25 protein-coding genes are annotated in these 26,652 nt (G+C 42.3%); 12 read left to right on the top strand and 13 right to left on the bottom strand.

The annotated features are described in order from the left end of the window. The first annotated feature begins 80 nt into the window (after window positions 1-80). The 3 genes from G4D82_RS03605 to G4D82_RS03615 all read left to right on the top strand — a co-directional run bounded on the left by G4D82_RS03605 (window position 81) and on the right by G4D82_RS03615 (window position 2,744). The gene (locus G4D82_RS03605; protein WP_166334599.1) at window positions 81-1,136 is read left to right on the top strand and encodes a T9SS type A sorting domain-containing protein; all 1,056 of its coding nucleotides are present in this window, start codon (window positions 81-83) and stop codon (window positions 1,134-1,136) included. A gap of 20 nt (window positions 1,137-1,156) precedes the next feature. Beyond that, window positions 1,157-2,185, top strand: coding sequence for a T9SS type A sorting domain-containing protein (locus G4D82_RS03610; protein WP_166334601.1), 1,029 nt, complete (start codon window positions 1,157-1,159; stop codon window positions 2,183-2,185). Between the two features lie 76 nt (window positions 2,186-2,261). Next, entirely contained in the window at window positions 2,262-2,744 is a 483-nt protein-coding gene (locus tag G4D82_RS03615; RefSeq protein ID WP_166334603.1) for a VirK family protein, read from the top strand. Window positions 2,745-2,855: 111 nt separating this feature from the next. Here G4D82_RS03615 and G4D82_RS03620 read toward each other — a convergent pair whose 3' ends face one another. Then, on the bottom strand, window positions 2,856-3,581 hold the full coding sequence (locus tag G4D82_RS03620; protein WP_166334605.1) for a YoaK family protein: 726 nt from the start codon (window positions 3,579-3,581) through the stop codon (window positions 2,856-2,858). A 9-nt stretch (window positions 3,582-3,590) separates the two neighbouring features. Next, a complete protein-coding gene (locus tag G4D82_RS03625) occupies window positions 3,591-4,463 on the bottom strand; it encodes a PPK2 family polyphosphate kinase (RefSeq protein WP_166334607.1) in 873 nt (290 codons plus the stop codon). Between the two features lie 138 nt (window positions 4,464-4,601). Between G4D82_RS03625 and G4D82_RS03630 the strand changes: the two genes are divergently transcribed. Further along, complete coding sequence (locus tag G4D82_RS03630) at window positions 4,602-5,432, top strand: DUF6929 family protein (protein WP_166334609.1); 831 nt, start codon at window positions 4,602-4,604, stop codon at window positions 5,430-5,432. Window positions 5,433-5,585: 153 nt separating this feature from the next. Here the strand turns inward: G4D82_RS03630 and G4D82_RS03635 are convergent, their stop codons facing one another. The 11 genes from G4D82_RS03635 to G4D82_RS03685 all read right to left on the bottom strand — a co-directional run bounded on the left by G4D82_RS03635 (window position 5,586) and on the right by G4D82_RS03685 (window position 16,691). Beyond that, a complete protein-coding gene (locus G4D82_RS03635) occupies window positions 5,586-6,203 on the bottom strand; it encodes a hypothetical protein (RefSeq protein WP_166334611.1) in 618 nt (205 codons plus the stop codon). Between the two features lie 5 nt (window positions 6,204-6,208). Further along, window positions 6,209-7,843 carry an ABC-F family ATP-binding cassette domain-containing protein gene (locus G4D82_RS03640; protein WP_166334613.1) on the bottom strand — a complete coding sequence of 545 codons (1,635 nt, stop codon included), beginning with the start codon at window positions 7,841-7,843 and terminating at the stop codon, window positions 6,209-6,211. Window positions 7,844-8,019: 176 nt separating this feature from the next. Beyond that, window positions 8,020-8,280: a hypothetical protein gene (locus G4D82_RS03645; protein WP_166334615.1), complete on the bottom strand. Its 261-nt coding sequence runs from the start codon at window positions 8,278-8,280 to the stop codon at window positions 8,020-8,022. Window positions 8,281-8,436: 156 nt separating this feature from the next. Then, window positions 8,437-9,051 carry a DEAD/DEAH box helicase gene (locus G4D82_RS03650; protein ID WP_166334617.1) on the bottom strand — a complete coding sequence of 205 codons (615 nt, stop codon included), beginning with the start codon at window positions 9,049-9,051 and terminating at the stop codon, window positions 8,437-8,439. A 78-nt stretch (window positions 9,052-9,129) separates the two neighbouring features. Then, a complete protein-coding gene (locus G4D82_RS03655) occupies window positions 9,130-10,293 on the bottom strand; it encodes a sigma-54-dependent transcriptional regulator (protein WP_166334619.1) in 1,164 nt (387 codons plus the stop codon). A gap of 267 nt (window positions 10,294-10,560) precedes the next feature. Next, entirely contained in the window at window positions 10,561-11,862 is a 1,302-nt protein-coding gene (locus G4D82_RS03660; protein WP_166334621.1) for an ABC transporter permease, read from the bottom strand. Between the two features lie 48 nt (window positions 11,863-11,910). After that, on the bottom strand, window positions 11,911-12,834 hold the full coding sequence (locus G4D82_RS03665; protein WP_166334623.1) for an ABC transporter ATP-binding protein: 924 nt from the start codon (window positions 12,832-12,834) through the stop codon (window positions 11,911-11,913). Between the two features lie 174 nt (window positions 12,835-13,008). Further along, window positions 13,009-14,118 carry a molecular chaperone DnaJ gene (dnaJ, locus tag G4D82_RS03670; RefSeq protein ID WP_166334625.1) on the bottom strand — a complete coding sequence of 370 codons (1,110 nt, stop codon included), beginning with the start codon at window positions 14,116-14,118 and terminating at the stop codon, window positions 13,009-13,011. A 59-nt stretch (window positions 14,119-14,177) separates the two neighbouring features. Next, the gene (locus G4D82_RS03675) at window positions 14,178-14,720 is read right to left on the bottom strand and encodes a nucleotide exchange factor GrpE (RefSeq protein ID WP_166334627.1); all 543 of its coding nucleotides are present in this window, start codon (window positions 14,718-14,720) and stop codon (window positions 14,178-14,180) included. Window positions 14,721-15,256: 536 nt separating this feature from the next. Beyond that, complete coding sequence (locus G4D82_RS03680; RefSeq protein WP_166334629.1) at window positions 15,257-16,162, bottom strand: TIGR01777 family oxidoreductase; 906 nt, start codon at window positions 16,160-16,162, stop codon at window positions 15,257-15,259. A gap of 79 nt (window positions 16,163-16,241) precedes the next feature. Next, the gene (locus tag G4D82_RS03685) at window positions 16,242-16,691 is read right to left on the bottom strand and encodes a DUF4442 domain-containing protein (RefSeq protein ID WP_166334631.1); all 450 of its coding nucleotides are present in this window, start codon (window positions 16,689-16,691) and stop codon (window positions 16,242-16,244) included. A gap of 162 nt (window positions 16,692-16,853) precedes the next feature. Between G4D82_RS03685 and G4D82_RS03690 the strand changes: the two genes are divergently transcribed. The 8 genes from G4D82_RS03690 (at window position 16,854) to G4D82_RS03725 (ending at window position 26,593) form a co-directional block, all read left to right on the top strand. Next, complete coding sequence (locus tag G4D82_RS03690) at window positions 16,854-17,309, top strand: DUF4870 domain-containing protein (protein ID WP_166334633.1); 456 nt, start codon at window positions 16,854-16,856, stop codon at window positions 17,307-17,309. 127 nt (window positions 17,310-17,436) lie between these two features. Further along, window positions 17,437-18,231, top strand: coding sequence for a GIN domain-containing protein (locus G4D82_RS03695; protein WP_166334635.1), 795 nt, complete (start codon window positions 17,437-17,439; stop codon window positions 18,229-18,231). 24 nt (window positions 18,232-18,255) lie between these two features. Next, a complete protein-coding gene (locus G4D82_RS03700) occupies window positions 18,256-18,588 on the top strand; it encodes a PadR family transcriptional regulator (protein WP_166334637.1) in 333 nt (110 codons plus the stop codon). Between the two features lie 5 nt (window positions 18,589-18,593). Continuing rightward, window positions 18,594-20,348, top strand: a complete 1,755-nt coding sequence (locus tag G4D82_RS03705; RefSeq protein ID WP_166334639.1) for a PspC domain-containing protein — start codon at window positions 18,594-18,596, stop codon at window positions 20,346-20,348. Window position 20,349: 1 nt separating this feature from the next. Next, window positions 20,350-21,075: a head GIN domain-containing protein gene (locus G4D82_RS03710; protein ID WP_166334641.1), complete on the top strand. Its 726-nt coding sequence runs from the start codon at window positions 20,350-20,352 to the stop codon at window positions 21,073-21,075. 119 nt (window positions 21,076-21,194) lie between these two features. Beyond that, the gene (locus G4D82_RS03715) at window positions 21,195-22,037 is read left to right on the top strand and encodes a transglutaminase-like domain-containing protein (RefSeq protein WP_166334643.1); all 843 of its coding nucleotides are present in this window, start codon (window positions 21,195-21,197) and stop codon (window positions 22,035-22,037) included. 62 nt (window positions 22,038-22,099) lie between these two features. Further along, window positions 22,100-22,972, top strand: a complete 873-nt coding sequence (locus G4D82_RS03720; protein WP_166334646.1) for an ABC transporter ATP-binding protein — start codon at window positions 22,100-22,102, stop codon at window positions 22,970-22,972. A gap of 42 nt (window positions 22,973-23,014) precedes the next feature. After that, complete coding sequence (locus G4D82_RS03725; RefSeq protein ID WP_166334648.1) at window positions 23,015-26,593, top strand: M1 family aminopeptidase; 3,579 nt, start codon at window positions 23,015-23,017, stop codon at window positions 26,591-26,593. Window positions 26,594-26,652: the final 59 nt, after the last annotated feature.

Here is a 26,652-nt window from a genome sequence, read left to right on the forward strand (position 1 = left end):
TCAAAATATTTAACAAGTGTTTAATTTTAATGGATTTTTATTTTTAGGTACTTTTAAGTTATAAACGCAATTCAAACCGCATGAAAAAAGCAATACTCCTTTTAATTTTATTCGCGTTCGTTTCTGTAAAATCACAAAACATTTTTAAAGACGATTTCACTCTGTACACTAGTGGTGCCGAGTTGAGCGGCCAAGGATTATGGTCTAATAGCCCAATAGCCCCGAATGTTGGCATCGGTGCTTGCCTTCCTGTAACTTCTGGATCTACTTGTTCAGGAACCAAAATAGTAGACCAAAATGTATTTTTCGCAAATTATGGCTCTTCAACAAAATCGATGGAAATCGGTCCTTTGCGCGATGGAGTGGCCCACATCATCAACCCAATGGTTGTTGGTGGTGACTTGTATATCGGTTTGGTTTTGAACCTTGCCACAGCTCCGGATGAATCAGGATTACCGGTAGATTTTCTCAGAGTCATCAATAGCGATCCTACCCAAGTGACTTTTCGTTTGATTGTGAAGAATGGCGGTTTTGGATATAAAATTGGAATCCGCAAAGGTGCTTCAAGCAATCCAACCGCTTATGGAGACAATCTCTATAACTTCAATGAGAACGTGTTAGTTATTGTGAAATATTCGCATCTTGACGGCGCCGATGACGATATTGTTAAACTTTATGTGAACCCAGATTATGCTTCTGGAGAGCCTGCTTCTGCAGTGGCAACGGCAGCAACAGGTTTTGATCAGAGTGGAGCTATTGACCGCGTTGCCTTTAGATTGAACTACAACACGATTCCGTCAATGCCTACTGGTTTTGCAGGATTAGTAAGCGCTTCTACCACCTGGGAAGGATTGTCTTTCTTACCATTGGCCACTAACGAATTTCAAACTGCTCCAGTAACAGTGGCCGCTTTGGTCAACAATCACAATTTATCGATTCGCAGTACTTCAGTCATGAACCAGTTGGATTTCGAAATACACGCCTTGTCCGGTGTTTTAGTGGAAAACCGAAAAATAAATCTCCCGCTCGGTAATTCTAACCTTGCAATAGACACTAAACTCAGCACTGGAACCTATATCGTTACCTTCAAGACGACCACCGGCGAAAAGTTCAATCAAAAAATAATCATTCCATAATTCAATCAAAAAACAAAAAAATGAAAACAAAATTACTCGTTTTGGCTTTGGCCGTTTCCGTTTCAGTTTGCGGACAAAATCTTTTTCAAGATGACTTTTCATCATACACTACTGGCGCTGACTTGCACAATCAAGGCCAATGGACACACAATTCTTCTCTGCCTGGCGGCCTGGGTGCTGCTCTTGGAGCCCTTCCCAATAATGCCGACGTTTTAGCTTCACCTGTTGCTTTTCTGGATTATGGCGCTAGCGCCAACTCAGTGGCTATTAGTCCTGATTCTGATGGTGTAGGCGTTGGTTTTACAGCAGTAACCGATGGTGATCTCTATGTAGGTTTCGTACTGAATCTAAGCGCAGCACAAGCCAACAACAACAGTGACTTTTTCAGAGTCATGAGCGGCAACAATCTCAATACTACTTTCCGATTGTATGCCATTAACACCGGATTTTCATACAACATTGCTATAGCTAAAGGCGCTAATGGCAATCCGCTGGCGACTTCGGCTTTGAGTTACAGTTATAATGAAGACCATTTGGTGATTGTCAAATACAGCCAATTACCCGGAACTAGTGATGACGTCGTTTCGTTGTATGTAGATCCTGTCTATGCCAACGGCGTTCCAGCCTCAACCAGCGCCATTACCAATACCGGTTTAGACCAATCCGGAAGTATTGATCGTTTGACCTTCCGAATGAACTGGACCAATGGAATGCCTACCGGAAAAGCAGGTTTGGTCAGTGTAGGCCGCAATTGGGATGATTTGACTTTCGTTCCTTTAAGCACCACGCAGTTCAACCAAAGCCAATTGGTTATCGACAGCCGCGACGCTAAAATCGGCAGATTGGTTATTCAGTCAGAGATTGACTTGGGTGAAGTTGCGATGAAAATCATCAATCTTAATGGCGCAGTAGTAGACAACCAAAAAATCAACCTAAACTCCGGAGCCAACAGTATTCAAACTCAGCCCATTGCGGCGAGCGGAATCTACTTGCTACAACTCACTGATAGCAAAGGCGATAGTTTGGTCCGCAAAATTGTTATCCAATAACCCAGTTTTATATTTCACCCAAAAATCCATCTCGGCTCTCAAGATGGATTTTTTTTAACCTTTTAAATTCGATCCGATGAAAACCAATTTTCTAATTCTGTTCTTGTACTGTTTTTCTTTGAGCGCAGTAGCCCAAAAACAAATTACCAATTTCGACGATTTACTAACCGCGTTAAAAGCAGGAAAACCCGTAAAAACCGTTATTCATTATGCCAAATGCAAATTGATTGTCGATGGCAAGGAAGAACCCGAATCACCTGATGCGATTGGCGGAATGAAAATCGACACTTATGAATACTTCGACAGCAGCATCTTCAAAAATAAGATTCCGTCGTTTCTATCCACTTCTCAAACGGTTTTGATTTACCAACCTGCTTATGGTTACGTGTATAATTACGTGAAGATGAAACTCAAAAAAGACAACAACGTTGAAGTCACGGCGCGCTATCTCAAACCACGCAAATTTTCATCAAAATTCAAAGTCGTCATGGATGAAATGTTCAAAGGGAAAATCAACGACGGAACCAACGATGGTGCGATTTTTCTCTACACCGAATAAACCAAAGCGAAAATCCGAACCGTCAGAACATTTTTTTACTGCAATAGATGTTAGCAGTTTTTTGTTCTGCCTCATTACAAATCCATTCAGAAACCCAAGAGCAAAGTTCATCTAGGAATTCCTGCGTCTTCGTTTAAACAAAATTATCCTGAATTTCAAACTGTCATAGGCCAAAGCCAGCAATAAGGCAACAGCGGCAATAGTTAGGGTATTAAGTAGCATCGACGAATAGAAAACCCCGCCGATAATTCCACCTAGAAAAAAGGAACTGATAATAGTCAGTCTGAGTTTGATGGATGATTTTAATTTTTGGCTTTGCTCGGGCTCGGCATAAAAAAACAACTGCGACAACTCAATACCCAAATCAGTGAACAAACCGGTCAAATGCGTAGTTCTGACCGTGGCATTTGAAATTTTAGTCACGAGCGAATTTTGCAATCCCATCGCGAAAAGCAAGCAGAAAGCCAGCAGATTCGGGTTCTCGGTAATGAGCCAACTTCCGAAAACCGCCAATGAAAACAAAATCGCACTTTCTAAAACAATCGGCATAGTAAACGCAGAACCTTTTCGGTGCCGCGAAAACCATTCAATCATAAAGTTCGAGACAAACGAACCCAAGAAAAAGAAAAAAATGTACAGAAAATAAATCAAGCCTTTGTAGAATTGCAGCCGGAAAACCTCGTCAATTAAATAAGCAAAATGCCCGGTTACGTTGGTAGTTAACCTTTGCACCGCGAGAAAACCTGCCACGTTCACCAATCCGGCCACAAAAGACAATAATGAGGCAATGCTCAAATTGTGTTTTAAAGTTCTCGTTTTCCCTTGGTGTCGGAACATTTTAAATCGTTATTTGAGTTGTTTCCTGAAAAATTCCATGTCGGCCTTGACCTTGTCGTCGAGTTCCGGTTCTTGAATATCGGTGTGCAACTGCATTTCTTCCCAGATGATTTTCGCTACAATATACCGCGCCATTTCTTTATCATCGGCCGGAACCACATACCAAGGCGCGTGTGGTTTAGAAGTATTGTTGATTGCGCTCTCATAACAACTCATATAATCGTCCCAGCGCTCGCGTTCCTTCAAGTCGCCGGGCGAAAATTTCCAGTTGTGGTCGGCCTCGTCTAATCTTCGCAGCAATCTATCGCGCTGTTCGTCTTTGCTCAGGTGCAGGTAAAATTTGAGTACAATGGTGCCGTTCTGAGCAATGTGCTTTTCAAAATTGTTGATTTGCTCCATGCGATTGTTCCAAAATTCTGGGGTGATGTCTTCCACTTTTTCAATTCCGGGCAAATTCTCGTTCAGTATATATTCCGGATGCACGCGCGTGACCAAAACGTTCTCGTAATGCGTGCGGTTGAAAATCGCAAACTTGCCTTTTTCAGGCAAAGCCAAATAATGCCGCCAGAGGTAATCGTGTTCGAGTTCAGTCGAATTGGGTGTTTTAAAACTATGAACCACAACACCTCGCGGGTTGAATTCCTTGAATACTTCGCGGATCAGGCTGTCTTTGCCAGAAGTATCCATGCCTTGCAAACAAATCAACACGCCATAACGGTTGTGCGCATACATCACATCCTGAAATTTGCTGAGTTTTTGCTGCACTTTGTCTAGCTTTTCTTCTTTGTCGTCGTCGCTGGCCTTCACATTTAGCTTGGTCGGAATTTCCGACAATCGGATTGGGTGCGTGACTTTAAAATCCTCAGGATCGATTGATTTCATATTCGGGCATTTATTTAAGTAAATATAGTTATTTTTAGAAGCTGTTTCCGGCTGTCCGCTATATCTTTTGCGCCGCTTAGCTCTGCAAAAGGATGCCGCTGCCATCCGGGCTAGGGCAATCCACTCAAAATCAAAACCATGCAAAAATTCATGCTAGACATTCTTCTCAAAATCATCGGAATCGGCTCGGCTTCGGGGCTGATTTTCAACAACGAATCGCTTTATCTGATTTCCGACAACAGTACTTTTTTGTACCAATACAAAATCGCAGAAGGTAAAACCGAAAAAATAAAACTCACCGAAGATAGCCGCGAAAACCTCAAGAAAAAGGAAAAACCCGATTTCGAGGCCGTGCTGCAGAAAGACAAGAAAATTTATTTGTTCGGCTCGGGTTCTAAAAAACAACGCGAACAACTTTTCATTTACGATTCCAAAAAAGGCAAAACCACCAAAGAAAATTTGTCTTCACTTTACGACGCCCTGCGCAAAACTGCCCAGCTTCCGAAAGACGAGCTCAATATTGAAGGCGTGGTTTTCTATAACAACCAATGGATTTTCTTCCAGCGCGGCAATGGCAAACTAGGCAAAAACGGCCTCTTCATCTTGAAAAACAAAAAACTTGAACCCAACGAAAAAATCGAATTTATTCCAGTTGCACTTCCGAACCTTAAACACATCGCGGCGACTTTCACCGATGCGACTTTGGTCAAAGACAAAATTTATTTTCTGGCTTCGGCCGAAGATTCGAACTCAACATACAAAGACGGCGAAGTTCTGGGCAGTTTGATTGGTTGTTTAGATGCTAAAACGCTTAGAGTAGAATTCACCCAAACCGTATCTGAAACCCAAAAATTTGAAGGAATTAGCCTTTACAAAGAAACTAAAAACCAAATCGAGTTTGTGCTCTGCGAAGACAACGACACTGAATCGCCCGAGTCTACGATTTATAAATTGGTGCTCGTGAAATAACTATTCTTTGCGTGTTTGCGAGAGAATATTATTTATTGCTCGCAAAGGCGCGAAGGCTTAGAATTACGATGAAAAATGTTATTTAATAACTTTTCCTCTTTGTACCGAATTGCGTTCAAGCCAAAGAGCACTTCTGGTGGTCTTACTATCAACCTACAATTCCTTCACAAACACGCCGCGCTCCACTTCATTAAAACCGAGCTTCTTTAAATATTTGAAGTAATTCTGATTGTTTCCTTCAGCCTTGACACTTTTGAAACCGGCTTCGATAAACTTATCACGCAAAGTAAAATAAACGTACTGTCCATTCTTGAAATCTTTGTATTCCGGCAAAACGAAATCGAGATCGACGTTCAGAACCGTTCCATTCTCACGGTGCGCAATGAATAAACCAGCCATCGACATGTTGCGTAAAATGAAAAAACTCACGGTATTGTCGTTCGGTTCAAAAGAAAAACCCGGGCAATAAGTTTCAATTCTGGCGCGGTGGAACTCGATAAAACGAGGCAAATATTTGCTATTAGAATCGACTTCAAGAATTTCAAAAGTTTCCTTTTTGGAGTAAATCAAAATCAGGTAATAGGCATCCACCAAAACGATAATTCCGTTGAGAATCCCGACCGGAATGGCGCCAATCAGAAAGCCGTAAACCGAAAACGCCAAGGCGCCAAACAGATTAATCCAGCGAAATTTGACAATCGAATTCATCATCATCGACAACACGATAATCACCGATGCTGCGTAACCGACCCAAGGTAAAATCGTTTCCATTGCTTTTATTTTTCGATTTCGCGCAGGCTTTCCATTTTCTTATGCGCCAAGAATCCGGTGATATCTTCGAAATGTTCTTTCACGCGCTTGTGTCCAAATTCGAACACTTTTTCTGCCAAACCGTCAAGGAAATCCCGGTCATGCGACACCAAGATCAAAGTACCGTCGAAATCTTTCAATGCGTCTTTGATGATGTCTTTGGTTTTCATATCGAGGTGGTTCGTCGGCTCATCGAGAATCAACACATTCACCGGCTCGAGCAGCAATTTAATCATAGCCAAACGGGTTTTCTCGCCACCGGAAAGCACTTTCACTTTTTTGGTAGTGTCGTCGCCCGAAAACATAAACGCGCCAAGCAAGTTCTTGATTTGGGTGCGAATATCACCAACAGCAATAGTATCGATAGTTTCAAAAACGGTTAGATTTTCATCCAAAAGTGACGCTTGGTTTTGTGCAAAATACCCAATTTGAGCGTTGTGACCGATTTCAACTTTCCCCGAATCGGGCTGGATTTCTTTCATAATGGCTTTAATCATTGTCGATTTTCCTTCACCGTTCTTTCCGACCAAAGCTACTTTCTGTCCGCGTTCAACGACCATATTCGCGTCTTTAAACACCACGTGATCGCCGTAACTTTTCGACATATCAGTTACTACTATCGGATATTGCCCGCTACGTGGCGATGGTGGAAATTTCAACCGAAGCGCCGAAGTATCGACTTCATCTACCTCAACCAATTCCAATTTTTCGAGCATACGCACCCGAGATTGCACTTGTTCTGTTTTTGAGAAAGTTCCTCTAAAACGCTCAATAAAAGCTTGGTTTTCTGCAATGAATTTTTGCTGTTCATCGTAAGCTTTCTGCTGGTGAATGCGGCGGTCTTTGCGCAATTCGAGGTAATGCGAATATTTGGCTTTGTAGTCGTAGATGCGGCCCATGGTGACTTCAATCGTGCGGTTGGTAATATTGTCTACGAAAGCGCGATCATGCGAAATCACCATCACCGCTTTAGCCGAGTTGATCAAAAAATCTTCCAACCACTGAATCGATTCGATGTCCATGTGGTTGGTCGGCTCATCGAGTAAAATCAAATCCGGATTTTGTAAAAGTATTTTCGCCAACTCGATGCGCATTCGCCAGCCGCCCGAAAATTCCGAAGTAGGCCGCGTAAAATCTTCCCGCTCGAAGCCCAAACCTTTAAGTACTTTTTCTACTTCGGCTTCGTAATTCACTTCCTCAATCGAATAATATTTCTCTGAAAGTTCCGACACACGCTCGATGAGTTTCATATACTCATCGGATTCATAATCCGTGCGAATGGTGAGTTGCTCGTTGAGCTCATCAATTTCGGCTTTCATTTTAAAGATGCCCGAGAAAGCTTTCGAAGTTTCTTCAAACACCGTGGCATCATCTTTAGTGAGCAAATGCTGCGGCAAATAAGCGATTACTGCTTCTTTAGGTGCCGAAATACTTCCGGTCGACGGTTTGTTTGCGCCCGCGATAATTTTTAACAACGTCGATTTACCGGCGCCGTTTTTCCCCATAAGGGCTATTTTGTCATTCTCATTGATGGCGAAGGAAACCTCGCTAAACAAAGTGGTTCCGCCAAATTGCACGGAAATATCATTAACTGTGATCATTCTTTGGATTTTAAGATGGCAGGACTGTAAGATTTTAGGATTTGTCTTATAGTCTTAAAATCCTTCAGTCTTAAAGTCTCTTTTTAAAAGGCGCAAATATAGTCAATGACTTTCTATTCTAGGAAGATTTATTACTGCAAAGTCGCTGTGAATTTCACTTGGTGAGTTGGCTTGGGTCAGGAGCCGGGAACCTGCTCTTCGCTATATCTTTTTAAACCTGCCAGGTTTCCAAAACCTTGCAGGTTTAAAAAGGATGCCGCTTCGATCAGGGCTAGGGTTACTGGTGCTACAACTAGTTTGACCTCCAAATCCCAACGAATAATCTCGACAACTGGACAATAATCAACAACTTGAAAACCTTGCGGCTCTGCGCCTTTGCGAGAAAAAGAATAATATCTCGCAAAGCCGCTAAAAAAGTAGCTAAGTGCCTGAGTCATTTTAGTTCCGGTTTTACTTATTGTTTTCTCTTAATAATATTCAAATTAGATTATATTGCTAAAAGTCCAATTTTCATAATTAAAACTCAAGCAATCAAGTACTTAGCTGCTACAAATTCCCAAATAACCAAATCCACGAATCTACAAATCAGAAGTCTATTCTTCTATTTCAAACACGTAGGGCTCAATCATGATTTTGTCGGCCACAATATCAACTTTTTCGGTAAGCTCGCTTGCGAAGAACAAGTATTGGGTTTTCTCGATACTAGCAGAAAGCCTCAAAATCACCGAATCCAAACGGCTTTTGAAAATCAAATCTGCATCATCTACAACAAACATTTTAATGGTGTTTAGGTTGAAGCCCGCCGAGGAAAACATTTGGTTGATTCTGTTAGGCGTTCCGATCAATATATCTAAACCTAATGAAATTTGGTTCTTGTCAAAATCGATGTCGCCTTTGTCGTGCACGCCGAAAACGCGCAGATCCATATAGTTTCCGAGGGTTTTAAATAGAGCGACCATTTCGAGTACTTTTTCTTTGTCTTCTACCAAAACCAAGGCGCGCGTGCTTTCACCTATAGGCTTTTCTAGGCGTTGCAATACATTCAGGGCAATCGCCATAGATTTACCTGAGCCGGGAGCGTCGATATAAATTACATCTGCTCCGCTTTTAATGGCACTGAAACTTTCTTGCTGCAAAGCCGTTGGTTCCGTTAAACTGTTTTCAATAAGTGCCTTTTGAAGGTTCGGGTTGATTTTTTTGAGGTTCATTTTTCTAGCTTTCGGCTATCAGCTTTTAGCTCTCAGCATGCATAAACCCGCAGCCGACAGCATCATGCTTATGGCTAATTATTTACTCGCGAATAGTTTCACGTCGGTTTCTGAGATTTCGTTACCGCCCAATATTATTAAGCGTTCTACTACATTGCGCAGCTCGCGGATGTTGCCTGTCCAGTCGTATTCCTGCAATAATTTAATGGCTTCTTTCGAGAATGATTTCGGTGCATTGCCTTGTTCTGACGCAATTTTTTCTGTAAAATGTTCTACTAATAAAGGAATATCGTCGCGACGGTCGTTGAGCGCCGGCACATGAATTAAAATCACCGCCAATCGATGGTACAAATCTTCGCGGAAACGCCCGGCAGCGATTTCGGCTTTGAGATCTTTGTTGGTCGCGGCCACTACGCGCACATTGACTTTGATGTCTTTATCGGCACCTACTCTTTGAATCAAATTTTCTTGTAAAGCCCGCAAGACTTTGGCTTGGGCAGCTAGGCTCATATCGCCAATTTCGTCTAGAAAAATAGTGCCTCCGTCGGCAGCTTCGAATTTTCCGGCGCGGTCTTTCACGGCCGAAGTAAAGGCGCCTTTGACATGCCCGAAGAGTTCGCTCTCAATGAGTTCGCTTGGAATTGCAGCACAATTGACTTCGATCAGCGGAAAATCAGCACGGTCACTTTTTTGATGTAATTGGTGCGCAACCAGTTCTTTTCCGGTTCCGTTCGGGCCGGTAATCAGCACGCGCGCATCGGTTTGAGCGACTTTGTCAATCATCAATTTGATGTGGTTGATGGGCTCGCTGCTGCCAATCATCTCGTAGTTCTTGCTGACGATTTTTTTGAGGATTTTGTTCTCCACCACCAACTGCTTTTTATCGAGTGCATTGCGTACTGTGTTGAGCAACCGGTTCAAATCGGGCGGTTTGGAAATGTAATCAAACGCTCCCAGACGCATTGCCTGAATGGCTGTTTCCATATCGCCGTGACCGGAAATCATCACCATCGGGATTTCGGGTTTGATTTTTTTTACTGCTTCGAGCAGTTCTACGCCGTCCATTTTGGGCATTTTAATGTCGCAGAGTACCAAGCCATAATCGCTGTTCTTGATTTTCTCTAAACCTTGAACGCCATCTTCGGCTTCTTCTACTTCATAGGTGCTATTTTCTTCCGACAAAATTTTGATCAGTACGCGGCGGATAGACGATTCGTCTTCGATGATGAGTATTTTGGGCATGTGTTGAGTTTTTTAGTGCCTTAGTGCCTTAGTGCCTTAGTGCCTTAGTGCCTTAGTGCCTTAGTGCCTTAGTGCCTTAGTGCAAAATTAACAAGTTAATCGACGTGCCGCGGATAGATTGATGTTTTTTATAAAAAAGTGCTGACTAACCAGACTGCATGCAATTACGGCCGATAACCCTAGCCCTGATTGAAGCAAAGTGCCGCGCACTGCGGAAAGCAGGTTCCCGGCTCCTAAAAAAAACTCAGGAACTCAGGCACTTCCTCCCTAATATTGCAGCCATTTGTAAAGTTCTTTCCAAGTAGGTTTTTTGCCATACATCAGAATTCCGACGCGGTAAATTTTGGAAGCGAACCAAACCACTCCGAGAAATGTTCCGAAGAGAAGGGTCAAGGAAATTGCCAGTTGCCACCAAGGCACGCCAAACGGAATCCGCATAAGCATTACAATCGGTGAAGTTAGCGGTACCATCGAAAAGACGGTGGCGATATTGCCATGCGGATCATTGATAACGGTAAAGAACCCGATGTAAACTCCTAGAATCAGCGGCATCATGATCGGCAAGAGGAATTGTTGGGAATCGGTTTCGCTATCTACTGCGGCTCCAATGGCGGCGTAGAACGAACTGTAAAGAAAATAGCCGCCGACGAAATAAAGGATAAAACAACTGATAATAGTGCCCAAAGGCAAATTCATGATTTCTTTGAGATAAAGCTGGGCGGTTGACATTTGTGCTTGCGCTTGCTGCATCACCTCTGGAGAAACATTGGCAGTTGGTGCAGCATTGACGCCAAAGAAAGCCGAAGCACCGAACATTAAACCCAGACCTATAATGGCCCAGATGAAAAATTGTAGAACGCCCGCCAGCGAAGTCCCGATGATTTTGCCCATCATGAGTTGGAAAGGTTTGACCGACGATATAATAATTTCGATGATGCGGTTGGTTTTTTCTTCGATTACTGAGCGCATCACCATGTTGCCGTAGATGATAATGAACATCATAATTAAATAACCAAACGCACCGCCAATGGCAATTTTGATTTCGTTGAGGCCTTTGAGGGTTTCTTCGCCCGAGGCTTTGGCCACGCTGATATTAACTTCTGCTTTGGCTTTGCGGATGGCCAAGGTGTCGAGTTTGGCGGTTTCAAAATTGAGTTTCGTGATTTTATTGGCGATGGTTTCTTCGGTTTCGCCCAGAAAACCGAGGCTTGGGCTGTCGTTGGAAATGAACTGGACTTTTTCTTGTAGTTGCGAAAGGCTGTCTGTTTTCGGAATGTAGAGCACGCCTTCGTAGCTTTCCATTACCAGGCTGTCTTTGAGGGTTTTAAGGCCTACTTGGGATAGGTTAAGATAATGGTATTCGTCTGAGTTCTTGAACTCGTTGGCGAAGATACCAGTTTCGTCGTGGATGGCGATTTGTTTGACATCGGCTTTGAGCGAACTCAGATAACCAACAAAAACCGCAATTCCGACAAATAAAAGCGGGCTTAAAAAAGTCATGACAATGAACGACTTGTTGCGCACTTTGGCCATGAATTCTCTTTTTATAATAAGGTTGAGGATACTCATATTTAGGAGATAGTAAACAGTAGTTAGTAATTAGTGTCTTTAATCTTGCTATTTTTCGGTGACGGTTCGGATGAATATATCGTTCACGCTCGGGATTTTTTCTACGAAATGCGTGACTTGTCCGCGGCCGGTGAGCACTTGAAGTAATTCGTTTGGCGTGGTGTTGCCGAGTTGTACTTCGAGTTTGAGTTCGTCGTTGAGCGATTTGAAATCGGTTTGTCCCACGGTGAATTTCTGGGTAATGTCGTACATGAGGCCTTCGACGTTATCGGTCAGGATACCGACTTGGAAACTGTTGGTGCGGTATTGTTTTTTGACTTCGGTGAGCTGGCCTTCGATGAGTTTGTTGGATTGGTGGATCAGGGCAATGTGGTCGCAAAGTTCTTCGACGCTTTCCATGCGGTGTGTCGAGAAAATGATGGTGGAACCTTGTTTTTTGAGTTCAAGGATTTCGTCTTTGATTAGGTTGGCATTCACCGGATCGAAACCCGAAAATGGCTCGTCGAAAATGAGCAATTTGGGCTTGTGCAGCACGCAAACCACAAACTGAATTTTTTGCGCCATTCCTTTTGAAAGTTCTTGGATTTTTTTGTTCCACCAGCCTTTGATGCCTAGTCGGTCAAACCAATATTGCAACTGCTCGGTGGCCTGGGCCTTTGAAAGTCCTTTGAGTTGCGCCAGATAAAGGCACTGCTCACCTACTTTCATGGTTTTGTACAGTCCGCGTTCTTCTGGAAGATATCCGATGTATTGCACATGATGCGGCTGTAGCGGTTCGCCATCGAAAATGACTTGGCCGCTGTCGGGCATTGTGATTTGATTGATGATTCTGATGAGTGAGGTTTTCCCTGCGCCGTTGGGGCCGAGCAGTCCGTAAATACTGCCTTTGGGAACGCTGAGTGATACTTTATTGAGTGCGGTGTAATCGCCATATTGTTTGACGACGTCTTGAACTTCGAGGATGGAATCCATGCGTTTTTTTGTTTCTTTAGCTTAGGTTGGTAAAAGTAGCGAATTAGTATTTCGGTTTGAAATTCGTTACAAAAAAAAACCCACCCTTATCGTGAAACAAGGATGGGAAAAATTGCTATGAAAAAGAAATTACTAGTTGTCTAGTAACAGTCAAATATAAATTATTTTTTTAATTTACGAGAACATATCCTTAACTTTTTCAAAAAAAGATTTTTCACTCTTTTCGGGCTGCGGAATGAAGTTTTCGTCTGTCATATTTTTCTCAAAAAACTGCTTCTGTTCTTTGGTTAAAGTTTTCGGTGTCCAGACGTTGATGTGCACCAGCAAATCGCCTTTACCATAACCGTTGAGGCTCGGAACGCCTTTGCCTTTCAGCCTTAATATTTTTCCGGATTGAATGCCTTCCTCGAGTTTGATTCGAACTTTTCCGCCCACGGCATCAATGTCTTTGGAAACACCTAAAACCGCTTCAGCAAAACTGATGTACAAATCAAAATGTAGGTTTTCACCTTCGCGTTTTAAAAATTCGTGTTCGAGTTCTTCAATCACTACGATCAAATCGCCAGGAATTCCGTTGCCGGGAGCATCGTTGCCTTTGTTGGAAACTTTGAGTTGCATGCCTTCAACCACTCCGGCAGGAATTTTAATTGAAACCGTTTCTTCGCGCAATACCATTCCGTGAGCGTCTGCATCAGCCGGTCTTTTATCGATGATTTGCCCTGCGCCGCCGCAAGTCGGGCACGTTGATGATGATTGCATACGACCCAAAATGGTGTTGGTTACACGCATCACTTGGCCTTGGCCGTTACACGTTGCGCAGGTTTTGTAAGTCACGCCCGGTGCTTGCACTTTGCGTTTTACCTTGACTTTCTTCTCTACGCCATTGACAACTTCTTCGAGGTTGAGTTTTACTTTGATTCTGAGATTACTTCCTTTTACACGTCGTTGTCCGCCACCGCCGCCTCCAAAAGAGCCACCGAACGCACCGCCAAAAATATCGCCGAACTGGCTGAAGATGTCGTCCATGTTCATGTGATGACCACCACCGAAACCGCCTGCACCATCAAAAGCTTGGTGACCGAATTGGTCGTACTTGGCTTTTTTCTGCGGGTCGCTGAGCACTTCATAAGCTTCGGCTGCCGATTTGAAATTTTCTTCAGCCTCCTTGTTGCCCGGGTTTTTGTCAGGATGGAATTCAATCGCTTTTTTGCGGTAAGCCTTTTTAATCTCGGCTTCGGAAGCATTCTTAGAAACGCCTAATATTTCGTAAAAATCTTTTTTCATTTTGGTTTGATTCGATTAGTGGAACGGAGTAGGTTCGGGAACAAATATATTGTGTTTTCTTAATTGCCAATAACTACTTTCGGGAATCGGATGATTTTATCGCCAAGCTTGTAGCCTTTCTCAATCACATCGACTACTTTTCCTTTAAGATTGGGCGATGGTGCAGGAATTTGGGTGATGGCTTCAGCGAAATCGGCATCGAAAATGTCTCCGGCTTTCACGGCAACTTCTTCAAGGCCTTTTGAGGTTAATGTCGATTTAAGTTTCTCGAAAATCAAGTTCACGCCATCGAGCAAAACGTTGTCATCGGTTTTTTTAATCTCAGTGATGGCACGGTCGAAATCGTCGAGAATGGGCAGCATGGCTTGCAATACTTCCTGATTGGCAGTTTTGAACAAGTCGAGCCGCTCTTTGGCCGTTCTGCGTTTGTAGTTTTCGAACTCAGCAAAAAGTCTTAAAAACTTGTCTTTTTCATTGGCGAGTTCCTCTTCAAGTTTTTGTTCCGGCGATAGGGCTTCGGCTGCTTCAATGCCCTGCTCCTGCTCTTGGGTTTGCGGATTCTGGTCGAGTACTTGTTCGTTTTCTGATTGTTCCGTGGTCATTTTGCTTTTATTTTTAAATAGGTTTTTCATTTTTTTCGCGCGAGTTGACAAAAGTATTGCCATTTGATGGAAAAATGTCAAATTGTCACGGTTTTTTTGCCTTAGTGCCTTAGTGCCTTAGTGCCTTAGTGCCTTAGTGCCTTAGTGCCTTAGTGCAAAATTATCGAGTTGATCGAAGTGCAATGGGTAAATTGTTTTTTTTTCTCAAGTACAGCAATTAATATGGAGTGCCGGCTTTACGATGGGCCTAGCCCTGATTACCTCACCGAGTTAATATTTTTTATGGGTATTCGGTGAATGCTGCGCATTTGGAACGGTTAGCCCGCAGCTTGCGAGGACTATGAGTGTAGAGCAGGTTCCCGGCTACTAAAAAGTTAAAAAGGATTTTTTAATAGAATTTTAAGACTAAAACGTTTTCGTTTTACCTATGTTTGTTTTCGCTCAATGAAAATGGGAGTTCAAAGTTGCTTTTTACTCGTTATTAATTCACTTTTTTATAAAAGGAAAAAGCCTCGCTGGAAACAACGAGGCTTTTTTTATGCGATTAAATCGTTAAGGGCTATTTTGAGTTTCGGAAACTTGAAGGTAAATCCGTGGTCTAGTGCTTTTTGCGGGCTGACATTGGCATCGGTGAACAACAACTCGTGCCTCTCGCCGAGTGCCAACTGCATGACAAATTTGGGAATGTTAGGAAGAAATAGCGGTCTGCGGGCAGCAGCGGCCAACTGTTCGGTGAGTTTCTTATTGGAAACCGGATCGGGAGCAACTGCGTTGAAAATGCCTTCCCATTGGTTTTTGGCGGCAAAGAAATACATCGAAGCCAAATCGTGGAGGTGAATCCAGGAAGTGATTTGTTTGCCGTTACCGAAAGCGGCACCCAAGCCGAACTTAATTGGTTTGAGCATTTCGGGCAACGCACCGCCATTTCTGGCCAGTACGATTCCGGTTCTGAGTTTGCAAACTTTGATGCCGAGCGGTTTGAACTTGTTGAGGCTTTCTTCCCATTTCTCGACGACATTACCTAGAAAACCACTATCGGTAGCAATCGACAACTCGGTGTAAACCGTATCGGGATTGTTCGGGTAAATGCCAATGGCTGAAGCTGAAATGATTTGCTTGACCTGATTTGGATTGTCTTTAATGGCTTTATACAAGGTATTGGTTGCATTGATACGACTTTCCAGGATTTCTTGTTTGTAAGCTTTGGTCCAAGGTTTTGAAATGCTGGCGCCGGCCAGGTGAATGACCACCTCAACGCCTAAAAGCGCATTTTCGTCAATGATGCCTTGAGCGGGATTCCAAAAAAAACCGTGGTATTTTTCCTCTTTGGCGATTTTCTTTTTGGAAGTGGTTAAGTAATGTACTTCTACACCGTTCTGCAATAGCAAATTAACGAGTTCTGTACCTACTAAACCTGAAGCGCCGGTAATGAGTATTCGCATTTTTTTTATTTCAAAAGTAGGCAATGAACACTAAAAGGTTTTGATAATTAGGTTTCATTTAACTTGTGTTGCAGCCGGTTTAGCTTTTGAGTTTGAGTGTCCACTCGAAATCCATTTCAGAAACGACTTCGCCTTTTTCATTGACTCCGATTGATTTCATCCAGAGCGTTTGGCCTTCACCAGAGCTAATTACTTGCCTTATCAGCGCGTTGAGTTTCTCGCCATCGTTGCAGGTGAAAGTAATTTTTCCGGTGGCTTTTTTACCGAACGTAGCTTTATTGTTGGCCACAAGCATGGAAATTTTCCTGCCGCTTTGCCTAATGGATTGCATGACGAGTGCTCCGGTGGAAAGTTCTGCAGCCATGGCTTGCACTGCAAAGTACATCGATCCGAACGGATTTTGGTTGATCCAACGATGCCGAACTGTCGTGGTACATTGTTGCAGATTGATGCCTCTAAGTCGAACACCGCTCCAGAACGCCGAAGGCAATTTTAAAAAAAGAAAAAGGTGGATTTTAAATCGCGACATAACGTATTTGCTGGTTTTTCAGGCTAAAATTACTGATTTATAACGGACAATCAATTACTTTTAATTTGTTAAAATTTTGTTAACATTTACTACTATGCGAAACAAGGTATTGGTTTTTGAACATATATTTGCATAAGAAATTACTATATACTTTTTATCATCATGGAAACAACCGCACAAAATAACACCGCAGCGCTTTTAAATTTGAGCACGCTAACTCAGTATTTTATTCCGTTCGGGAATTTGATTTTTCCAATCATCATCTGGACGACCAACAAAGACAAATCAGAATATGTTAACCAACAAGGAAAGCAAACCATCAATTTTCAGTTGAGCCTGTTTTTGTATTCCTGCGCCCTAGTGATGATTGCCGTTCCGACTTTATTGGTAGGTATTTTTAGCAACACCACTTTCTCGGCGATAGTTAACAACGACGACATTGTACTAGACAATTTTAATTTCAGCAACATCAGTGGTGTGATTACCATTGCAGTAGTGGCTATCGTACTGTTTATGTTTATGAAAATCGCGGAGTTTATCCTAATCATTTATGCTTCGCTGAAAACTTCTAACGGAGACGATTTCAAATATCCGCTCACCATCAACTTTATCAAGTAGTTTCATTTATCGATCATCATAAATCCAATCAATTTCAAATTAGTTAAGAGTTTCAATCATCAAAAAAATCATTAATCAATCAGCAGCAGATTCATCACCTGCGGCAAAATCAAAAAACGAACAAATCATGGTAAAAATCATTACAACGCTAACGGTAATCCTCATCGGGTTCTTAGCAAAAGGACAAACAACAGAAAACAGAGACATCGCAGATTTTTCAAAAATTAAGATTTCAAACGGTATCGAACTGATTTACAGCGACGGCGCATCAAATTCACTGCACCTCGAATCGAGCAACTCCGAAATCCTCAAAAACACCATCACTGAAGTGGACGCGAAAACCTTAAATATTTACCTGACAGAAGGCACAACGTTGGCCGCTAACGAAACCGTAAAAGTATATGTTTCGTCTGACCAAATTAATGCTATAAGCGCAGAGACCAAAGCAAAAATCACTATTGAGAATGTGTTGAAAACAGACAACATCGACTTGCGTTTGGCATCAGGAGCAACTATGACCGGTATGATTCAAACCTCGGGAAAAGTAAAATTATATGCCAACACCGGAACCTTATTCAACGGAAAGATTGAAACTAATAAATTCCAAGGAAAATTTAGCGGCAACGCCAGAATCAACCTAACCGGAAGTGCCAAAAAAGCTTGGGTGACAACCTCAGACAATACCTTACTTAGCGCAAGAAACTTCATTACTGAGGCAGTAGCGCTTCACGCAGACGGAAAATCAGTAGCGATGGTTTATGCCGGAGATGATATTACATTAAACATCGCATCTGATGCTACTGTTACTTATATCGGTTCACCAAAAAACATCAATTTAAATGAAGAGGCTGAGGCCATCATTAAAAACAAAAACGTTTCTTTAGTTTATCAGCATGAAATCGCTATGGAAACCCAAAAATAAATCCCAAACAAAAACTATAATATCATGAATATTGAAAACACCAAAGCCCAAATGCGTAAAGGCGTCCTTGAGTTTTGCATCTTATCGGTTCTCAAAGAAAAAGATGCTTACACCTCAGAGATACTCGACACCTTGAAAAACGCCAAATTGCTGGTGGTAGAGGGCACGGTTTATCCGCTGCTGACCAGACTCAAAAATGACGGATTACTCAACTACCGTTGGGAAGAATCTACTTCGGGGCCGCCAAGAAAATACTACGGGCTTACCGAAATAGGCAAAACATTCTTAAACGAACTCAATGGCACTTGGACCGAACTCTCCGATGCCGTGAACATAATCACAACAAACCAAAAATAATAGTCATGAATAAAACTGTAAATATAAACTTAGGTGGGATGTTTTTTCATATCGACGAAGATGCATTCCAAAAACTTACCCGTTATTTTGATGCTATCAAGCGTTCGTTATCAAGCTCTAACGGACAAGATGAAATTCTGAAAGACATCGAAATGCGTATCGCCGAGCTCGTGGCTGAGAAACACACCAACGACAAGCAAGTAATCAACCTGCGTGAGCTCGACGAAATCATTGCAGTAATGGGCCAACCTGAAGATTACCGTATTGAACCTGATGGCGATGAACCGCAGCAACAGAATTATGACTTCACGAACAACAACGCCAGAGCCAACAAAAAGCTATACCGCGACAAAGACACCGGAATGATTGGCGGTGTGGCAGCAGGGTTGGGTCATTACTTCGGTATCGATGCGGTTTGGTTGCGAATCATTTTAGTGGTTTTGGTTTTCGGCGGCTTTGGTTCGGGAATCATAGCTTATATCGTACTTTGGATCGTCATGCCTGAAGCGGTGACCACTTCTGAAAAACTCGAAATGAAAGGCGAACCCATTACCATTTCAAACATCGAAAAAAAAGTAAAGGAAGAATTTGAATCGGTTTCAGAAAAGTTCAAAAATGCGAACTATGACAAAATGGGCAACCAAGTCAAAACCGGCGTCGATAAATTCACCGGAACTATTGGCGAGGTTTTCATGACCATTTTCAAAGTATTTGCAAAAGTATTAGGTGTAATTTTAATCCTGAGCAGTTTGAGCTGGCTGGTGATTTTATTTATCGGTGTCTTTACGCTAGGTTCATCGGCTTTTATCGATTTCCCTTGGCAAAGTTTCATCGAGGCCGGCAATTTCTCTGATTATCCGGTTTGGGTTTTCGGCTTGATTATCTTCTTGGCGATGGGCATTCCGTTCTTTTTCTTATTACTGCTCGGATTCAAACTCTTGTCGCCCGGCATGAAATCAGTGAACAACGGTATCAAATACACTTTACTGGCTTTGTGGCTCGTTGCGATTGGAATTTTGATTTCGATTGGAATTCGTCAGGCTACCGAATACGCGGTCGATGGAAGATTCATCCAAAAAAGCAATTTGCCTGTCAATATGAATGATACGCTGTATGTGAAATTCAAATCGAACGATTATTTTTCTAACGGAATCAATGACCGCAGCGAGTTTTTGGCTACCGAAGATTCACTCAACAACAAAGTGATTTACTCCAACGAGGTGCGTTTGTATATCATGAAAACCGACGAGAAAACGCCTTACATCCAAATCGACAGAAAAGCCAAAGGAAGTTCGTTGGCCAAGGCAAAGAAAACCGCCGAGCAAATCAAATACGGTTATACGTTTGCGAACAATCGTTTGGTACTCGACAATTATTTGCTGACTGATTTCAAAAACAAATGGCGTGATCAAGAAGTAGAAATTTATCTGTACTTGCCTGCTGGAACGTTACTAAAACCTGATGCTAGCGTTCAAGACTACGACGATTCTGACGATTCTTACTTTAACTTGCACTTCAGTTCAGACAATTACATCTACAAAGTAGGAACCGACAAAGTAAAATGTTTGAATTGCCCTCCGGAGGAAAACGAATGGGACGACGTAGAAGGCGGAATCAAAATCGAAAATGATTCTACTACCACTAGTGTTACGCTCAACAAAGACGGCATTTTAATCAAAAAAGACCAAGATGAAACCGAGAGCCGCGAAGTAAAAAGCGTGAAAATCAACGAAGATGGCATCACGATTAAAACCAAATAGTATGAAATCAAAAAAAATCATCGCAGCACCTTTTTTGCTCCTAGTGCTCAGCTTATTTTTTGCAGCTTGCCAATTCAATGGCGTTGAAGGCAGCGGAAAGGTAGTTTCGGAAAAACGTCCGGTTACTGCAGACTTCAAAAGCGTCAAAGTGGGCAACGGGCTGGATGTGATACTCGAACAATCGGCAAACCCAAGTATTACGGTCAATGCAGACGACAATCTGCTGCAGCACATCAAAACAACAATTGAAAACGGTGTACTCGTGATTTCGTCTGATGTCAATAGTTATGTAAACGTAGCATCCAAAGAAATCATCGTTAAAATGCCGATGGTTGAAAGCATCAAAGTGATGGAAGGATCGAGCTTCAAAAGCCAGAACATCATCAAAGCAAATCACTTGGAACTCAAAACCAAGACCGGTGCTACGACAAAAATTTCGATTGAATGTGAAAAAGCCACTGTTGAAGCTACAGAAGCCGGAAGTATCACTATCGAAGGAAAAGCCATCAATTTGGAAACCGCAGCTACTACCGGAAGTACCATCGATGCAGAAAAATTGCTTTCCAACGACATCATCGCTAGTGCTTCCACAGCGGGAAACATTACAGTCAACCCACTAGTGAGCCTTAGTGCTGATGCCACAACAGGCGGAAGTATTCATTACATCAACGTTCCAAAAAACCTCAATAAAAAATCAACCACAGGCGGAAGTATTAATAAACAATAGAATGCCACAACAGCATAAAAACCATCTTTAACCGGATGGTTTTTTGTTCCTGTTGCCAAGATATATCGTCAAAAAAAATTATTTTTAGCCCAAAACCACCCAACTTCAGCACTGTATTGATGAATCGCTTTTTCAAAAAAATAGCCCATACATTCAAACGACATCCGTTGCTTTACTTGATTCGATATGCCATCTTGTCTAAAAATGGCAAAGGTAAAAACATAGAAGCGATGGGATGTTTCAACGACATCAATACTTTGGAGGACATTCCTAAATTATATTTTGAAGTCAATACCAAAATACGACTCAACCCTACTCAAGATGATCTATCCCGTGCCATAACGATTGCCACTTATCTCAGGAAAGTGATTCCCGGCGGCCCTGGCATTGGGCTTTCGTCAGAGAAAACACTAGCAATAATGTTAGAAGGCAAAGGCGGCGTATGTTCTGATTTTGCTCAGATTTTCAGTATTTTTTGCTTCATCAATGGCATTCGGGTCAAAGAATGGGGCATTGTCGATAGTTTGTACAAAGGGAAATTCGGTCATGCGTTCAATGAGATCTATTCCAGTGAATTACAGCAATGGATTGCTATCGACATTCACAAAGGCATTCTTTTCGTTGACGAGGAAAATGAGAAATACTTTTCAACTTTAAAATTATTCCAAAATCTTAGAGCCGGAAAACGTTTAAAAGTAAAGTACTTTTCCGATTATGTAAGCCCAAAATTAGAACGAATTCCGATGATTTACGCCAGCGATACCATTCCTTTTTTGGTCAACAACAAACCTAATGCAGTAACTGATTATTACTACAACAAACTTCAAAATGCGCCAATTATAGTTACCAATGCTTTACTGGTATTACTAAATAAAAACCAAACTCTAATATTTATTCTAGACAATTATAAAATCAAATTGCTGCCGCGTTTTCTGCAAGAACGTTGGGCTCCAACTTCTTAACTTGTAACAATATTTTGCGACTGCTTACCAATGCAACGCTTTTGACCACCTAAACACAACTTATGGAATTACAAATCAACCACCTCGACAAAAAATATGCGAACGGCGTTCATGCTTTAAACGATGTTTCGCTAACCATCCGCAAAGGAATGTTTGGCTTACTCGGCCCCAACGGTGCGGGAAAATCATCACTGATGAGAACTTTAGCCACACTTCAAGACGTTGACAGCGGCACTGTCACTTTGGGCGATATCGACGTGCTGAACGATAAAGAAGCTGTTCGAAAAGTTTTGGGCTATTTGCCTCAGGAATTTGGGGTTTATCCGAGAACTTCAGCTGCAGATTTACTTGACCATTTGGCTATATTGAAAGGATTCGAGTCTAAAGCCGATCGCAAACAAATGGTCGAGCAATTGCTGCTGAAAGTCAATCTTTGGGAACACCGAAAAAATGCCGTGGCAAGCTATAGTGGTGGAATGCGCCAACGTTTCGGCATTGCGCAATGTCTGATTGGTAACCCAAAACTGGTTATCGTAGACGAACCGACCGCTGGGCTTGATCCGGGTGAACGGAACCGCTTTTACAATATTTTGAGTGAAATCGGGGAAAATATTATTGTGATTTTATCGACCCATATTGTTCAGGATGTGCGTGAACTATGTACCCAAATGGCAGTAATGAACAACGGAAAAGTACTTTTTGCAGGCGATACCGACCAAGCGCTAGAACAAATCAAAGGCAAAGTTTGGGAGAAAAAAGTAAACAAAGCCGAATTGGAAGATTACCAGAAAAATTACAAAGTTATCTCCAACAAACTCGTTGGTGGGCAACCGCTGATTCACGTGTTTGCTGAAAATGGTCCCGAGAACGGATTCAGCAAAGCAGAAGAAACTTTAGAAGACGTGTTCTTTGCCAAACTCAACGAATTGGTTTAGGCCTACTTGGCAACAACCATTAACCAACAACCATCAACGCATATGTGGAAATTCATACAATACGAACTGCGCTACTGGCTCAAAACGCCAATGCTTTGGATCTTCTTTTTCATTAACGCCTTACTGGTATTCTTTGCCGTAGCTTCTGACAATGTTTCCATTGGCGGCGGTGTGGGCAACATCCATAAAAATGCTCCTTTTGTTATTGAAAAATATTATGGGGTAATGTCGACCATCGGATTACTGATGACTACCGCTTTCATGAATGCTACCGCCAACCGCGATTTCCAGTACGGCATGTACCAATTCATTTTCTCGTCTCCGATTCGTAAACGCGATTACTTTTTCGGTAAATTTCTGGGTGCCGCCATCGCTGCTGTCGTGCCGATGCTAGGCGTATCATTGGGATTACTACTCGGGCCTGTATTGGCGCAGGTGTTCGATATGGCGCCTGCCGAACGTTTCGGTCCGGTAATTTGGTCGGGACACTTTTACGGAATCCTTGCTTTTGCTATTCCGAACGTGATTATTGCCGGGGTTTTACTTTATGGTCTGGCGATTATTTTCCGGAGCAGTATCGTTTCGTTCATCGGCTCGATGCTGATATTGGTTTTCTATGCGATTTCGTCAGGCTTAACACGTGACATCCAAAAAGAATGGCTCGCTAATATTCTCGATCCATTTGGTTCTAGGCCCTTCAACATCATGACCAAATACATGACCGTGGGCGAAAAAAACACGCTTGCCGTTACTTTACATGATGGTCTGTTATACAACCGTTTGCTATGGCTAGGCATCAGCCTGCTAGTTCTATTTGTATTGTACGCGAGATTTTCATTCAATGCCAAAAAGGAGAAAGTAAAAAAAGTAAAAGCATCAAAGAAAGATATTGCGCCTGCCTTATTGCCTGAGACCAATTTCCAACCCACCAAAGCAAATTTATTTTCACTGGTTACCTTCTGGAATCTCGTAAAATTCGAAACTAAGGCGGTCATCAAAAACCCCACTTTTATCATCATTGTCGCCATTGGTTTGATCAATCTGACTGTTGGTATAGTAGCTTTTACCGGCACTTACGGCACCGATCAATATCCGGTTACTTATTCTATTGTCGATACGATCAACAACTCGTTTTACATCTTCATCATCGGTTTCATCGCGTTTTATACCGGTGTGCTGGTCTGGAAAGAACGCGATGCGAAAATCAACGAAATCCAAGATGCTACGCCTATGCGCTCAGGCATGCTGTTCGTGTCGAAGTTTTTGGCGCTCGTCGTAGCGTTGGCCATTATTTACGTCGCGACAATCCTAATGGGAATTATCGCCCAAACCTGTTACGGTTATTTCAATTACGAAATCGATGTTTACATAAAGTCTTTGCTGGTAATCCAACTGCTCGATTTTGCATTTTTCATTGTGCTGTCGTTGTTGTTCCATTACCTGATCAACAACCGTTATATCGCCTATTTTGCATTTATCGCGTTCTTGGTCGTGAACAGTTTTATCTGGGGATTGCTCGAAATCAACAGCAATATGCTTTCGTTCAGTTCGCAGCCTTCGATTACTTATTCAGATATGAACAAATTCGGGCCGTTTGTGCCTTCGACAATTTGGTTCAACCTCTATTGGGGTTTATTCTGCCTACTGTTAGGATTCGTCATCAATGCGTTTTACATCCGCGGAAAGGAATTGCAATTCAGTCATCGGGCGAAAAATGCGCGCAACATCTTCTCGAGAGGAAAACTCGCTTTGTCGCTAAGCATTCTAGCGTTTCTGATTTGTGCCGGTTTCGTTTTTTACAATACTAAGATTCTCAATACTTACGATAGCGAAAAAGAACGCGAAAACAAACAGGTGGAATACGAAAAAAAATACAAGAAATTCGAGCGTTTGGCCCAACCGCGTTTTTACAAATTCGATTACAACATCGATATCGTTCCTGAAGCCAGAAGCTTGGATGTCGAGGTGAATTCGTGGGCGCGGAATATTTCCGGAAAACCGATTCCTGAGTTGCATTTCACCATGCCGATGCTAACCGACAGCGTGACAATCGATATCAAAGGAGCCAAACTCAAAAGCAATGACAAACGACTTTTGTATCGCATCTATCAGCTCGAAAAGCCTTTGATGCCAAACGATTCTATCGAGATCAAAATGCATTTGGTCAAAGAAAATAAAGGGTTTGAAAACGAAGTCAGTTTCACGCAACTCACGCAAAACGGAACTTTCTTCAACAGTGCCGAGATTTTGCCATCGTTCGGTTATCTCAGCAATTATGAGATTTCCGATAAAAACGAGCGCGTGAAACTGAAACTTCCCAAGCGTTTGAGAATGCCTAAACTCGATGAGAACGACCTTTTCAACCGAAGCAATACTTACATGTCTAGCGATGCGGATTGGGTTCAGGTCAATACCACCATCAGTACCTCGGCAGACCAGATTGCCATTGCGCCGGGTTCACTCAAAAAATCATGGAAAAGTGGCGGACGGAATTATTTCCAGTATAAAGTTGATCAGAAATCGTTGAATTTTTATTCGTTTATCTCAGCCAGATACGAAGTGGCGCGCAAAAAATGGAATGGTATCAATCTGGAGGTATACTATCACAAAGAACACGCTTACAATGTGCCGAATATGCTCAAGAGTATGGAGAAATCGCTCGAATATTACACCAAGAATTTCGGCCCGTATTTCCACAAGCAGTGCAGAATTATTGAGTTCCCGCGTTATGCCGATTTTGCCCAAGCGTTTCCCGGTACCATGCCTTTCAGCGAAGGAATTGGTTTTATTATTGACCTTCGCGATGTGACCAAAGACGACATTGACCAAGTGTATTATGTGGTCGCTCACGAAATGGGCCATCAGTACTGGGCGCACCAGCTCATCGGCGGCAATATGCAAGGTAGCGAGATGATGAGTGAAGGCTTTGCGCAATATTCAGCGCTGATGGTCATGGAAAAGGAATACGGCAAAGACAAGATGAAAAAGTTCCTTGAATATGAAATGAATAGTTACTTGCGCGGCAGAAGCGAAGAATTTGAAGGCGAAAACCCACTGATCAAAACCGAGAACCAGCAATACATCCACTACAACAAAGCCAGTGTGGTGATGTACTATCTCAAGGAAATGATTGGAGAGAAAAACGTGAATCAGGCCCTGCGGAATTTGGTTGATACTTACGGGTATAAAAATCCGCCCTATCCTACTTCGATTGCTGCAGTGAACGAATTTAAGAAAGTCACCCCTGACAGTTTGCAATATTTGATCAAAGACATGTTCGAGACAATTACTTTGTTTTCTAACCGAATGTTGGAAGTTTCCTATAAAAAAGTCGGCAATGAGTACGAAGTGACTTTAAAAACAACCTCAGAGAAATTCCGCTCCAACGATTTGGGTAAGGAAACCCCGATTCCGATCGCCGATTATATCGACATTGGCATCTTTGATGAGCCTAAAGACGACAAAAACCTTGGCAAACAGTTGGTTTACAAACGTCTCAAAGTCACCAAAAAAGACAATACCTTTACTTTTAGAACCAAAGTCAAACCTTATCAAGCAGGTATTGACCCATACAATTATTTGATTGACCGTGTGCCAGATGACAACGTGAAAAAGTTCTAAGAAAAGGTTAAACTGCAAAACATCCTGAGATAATTGGGATGTTTTTTTATATTTGGCAA

The organism is Flavobacterium lotistagni, assembly GCF_011392125.1.
In the GTDB taxonomy this organism is placed as follows: Bacteria; Bacteroidota; Bacteroidia; order Flavobacteriales; family Flavobacteriaceae; genus Flavobacterium; species Flavobacterium lotistagni.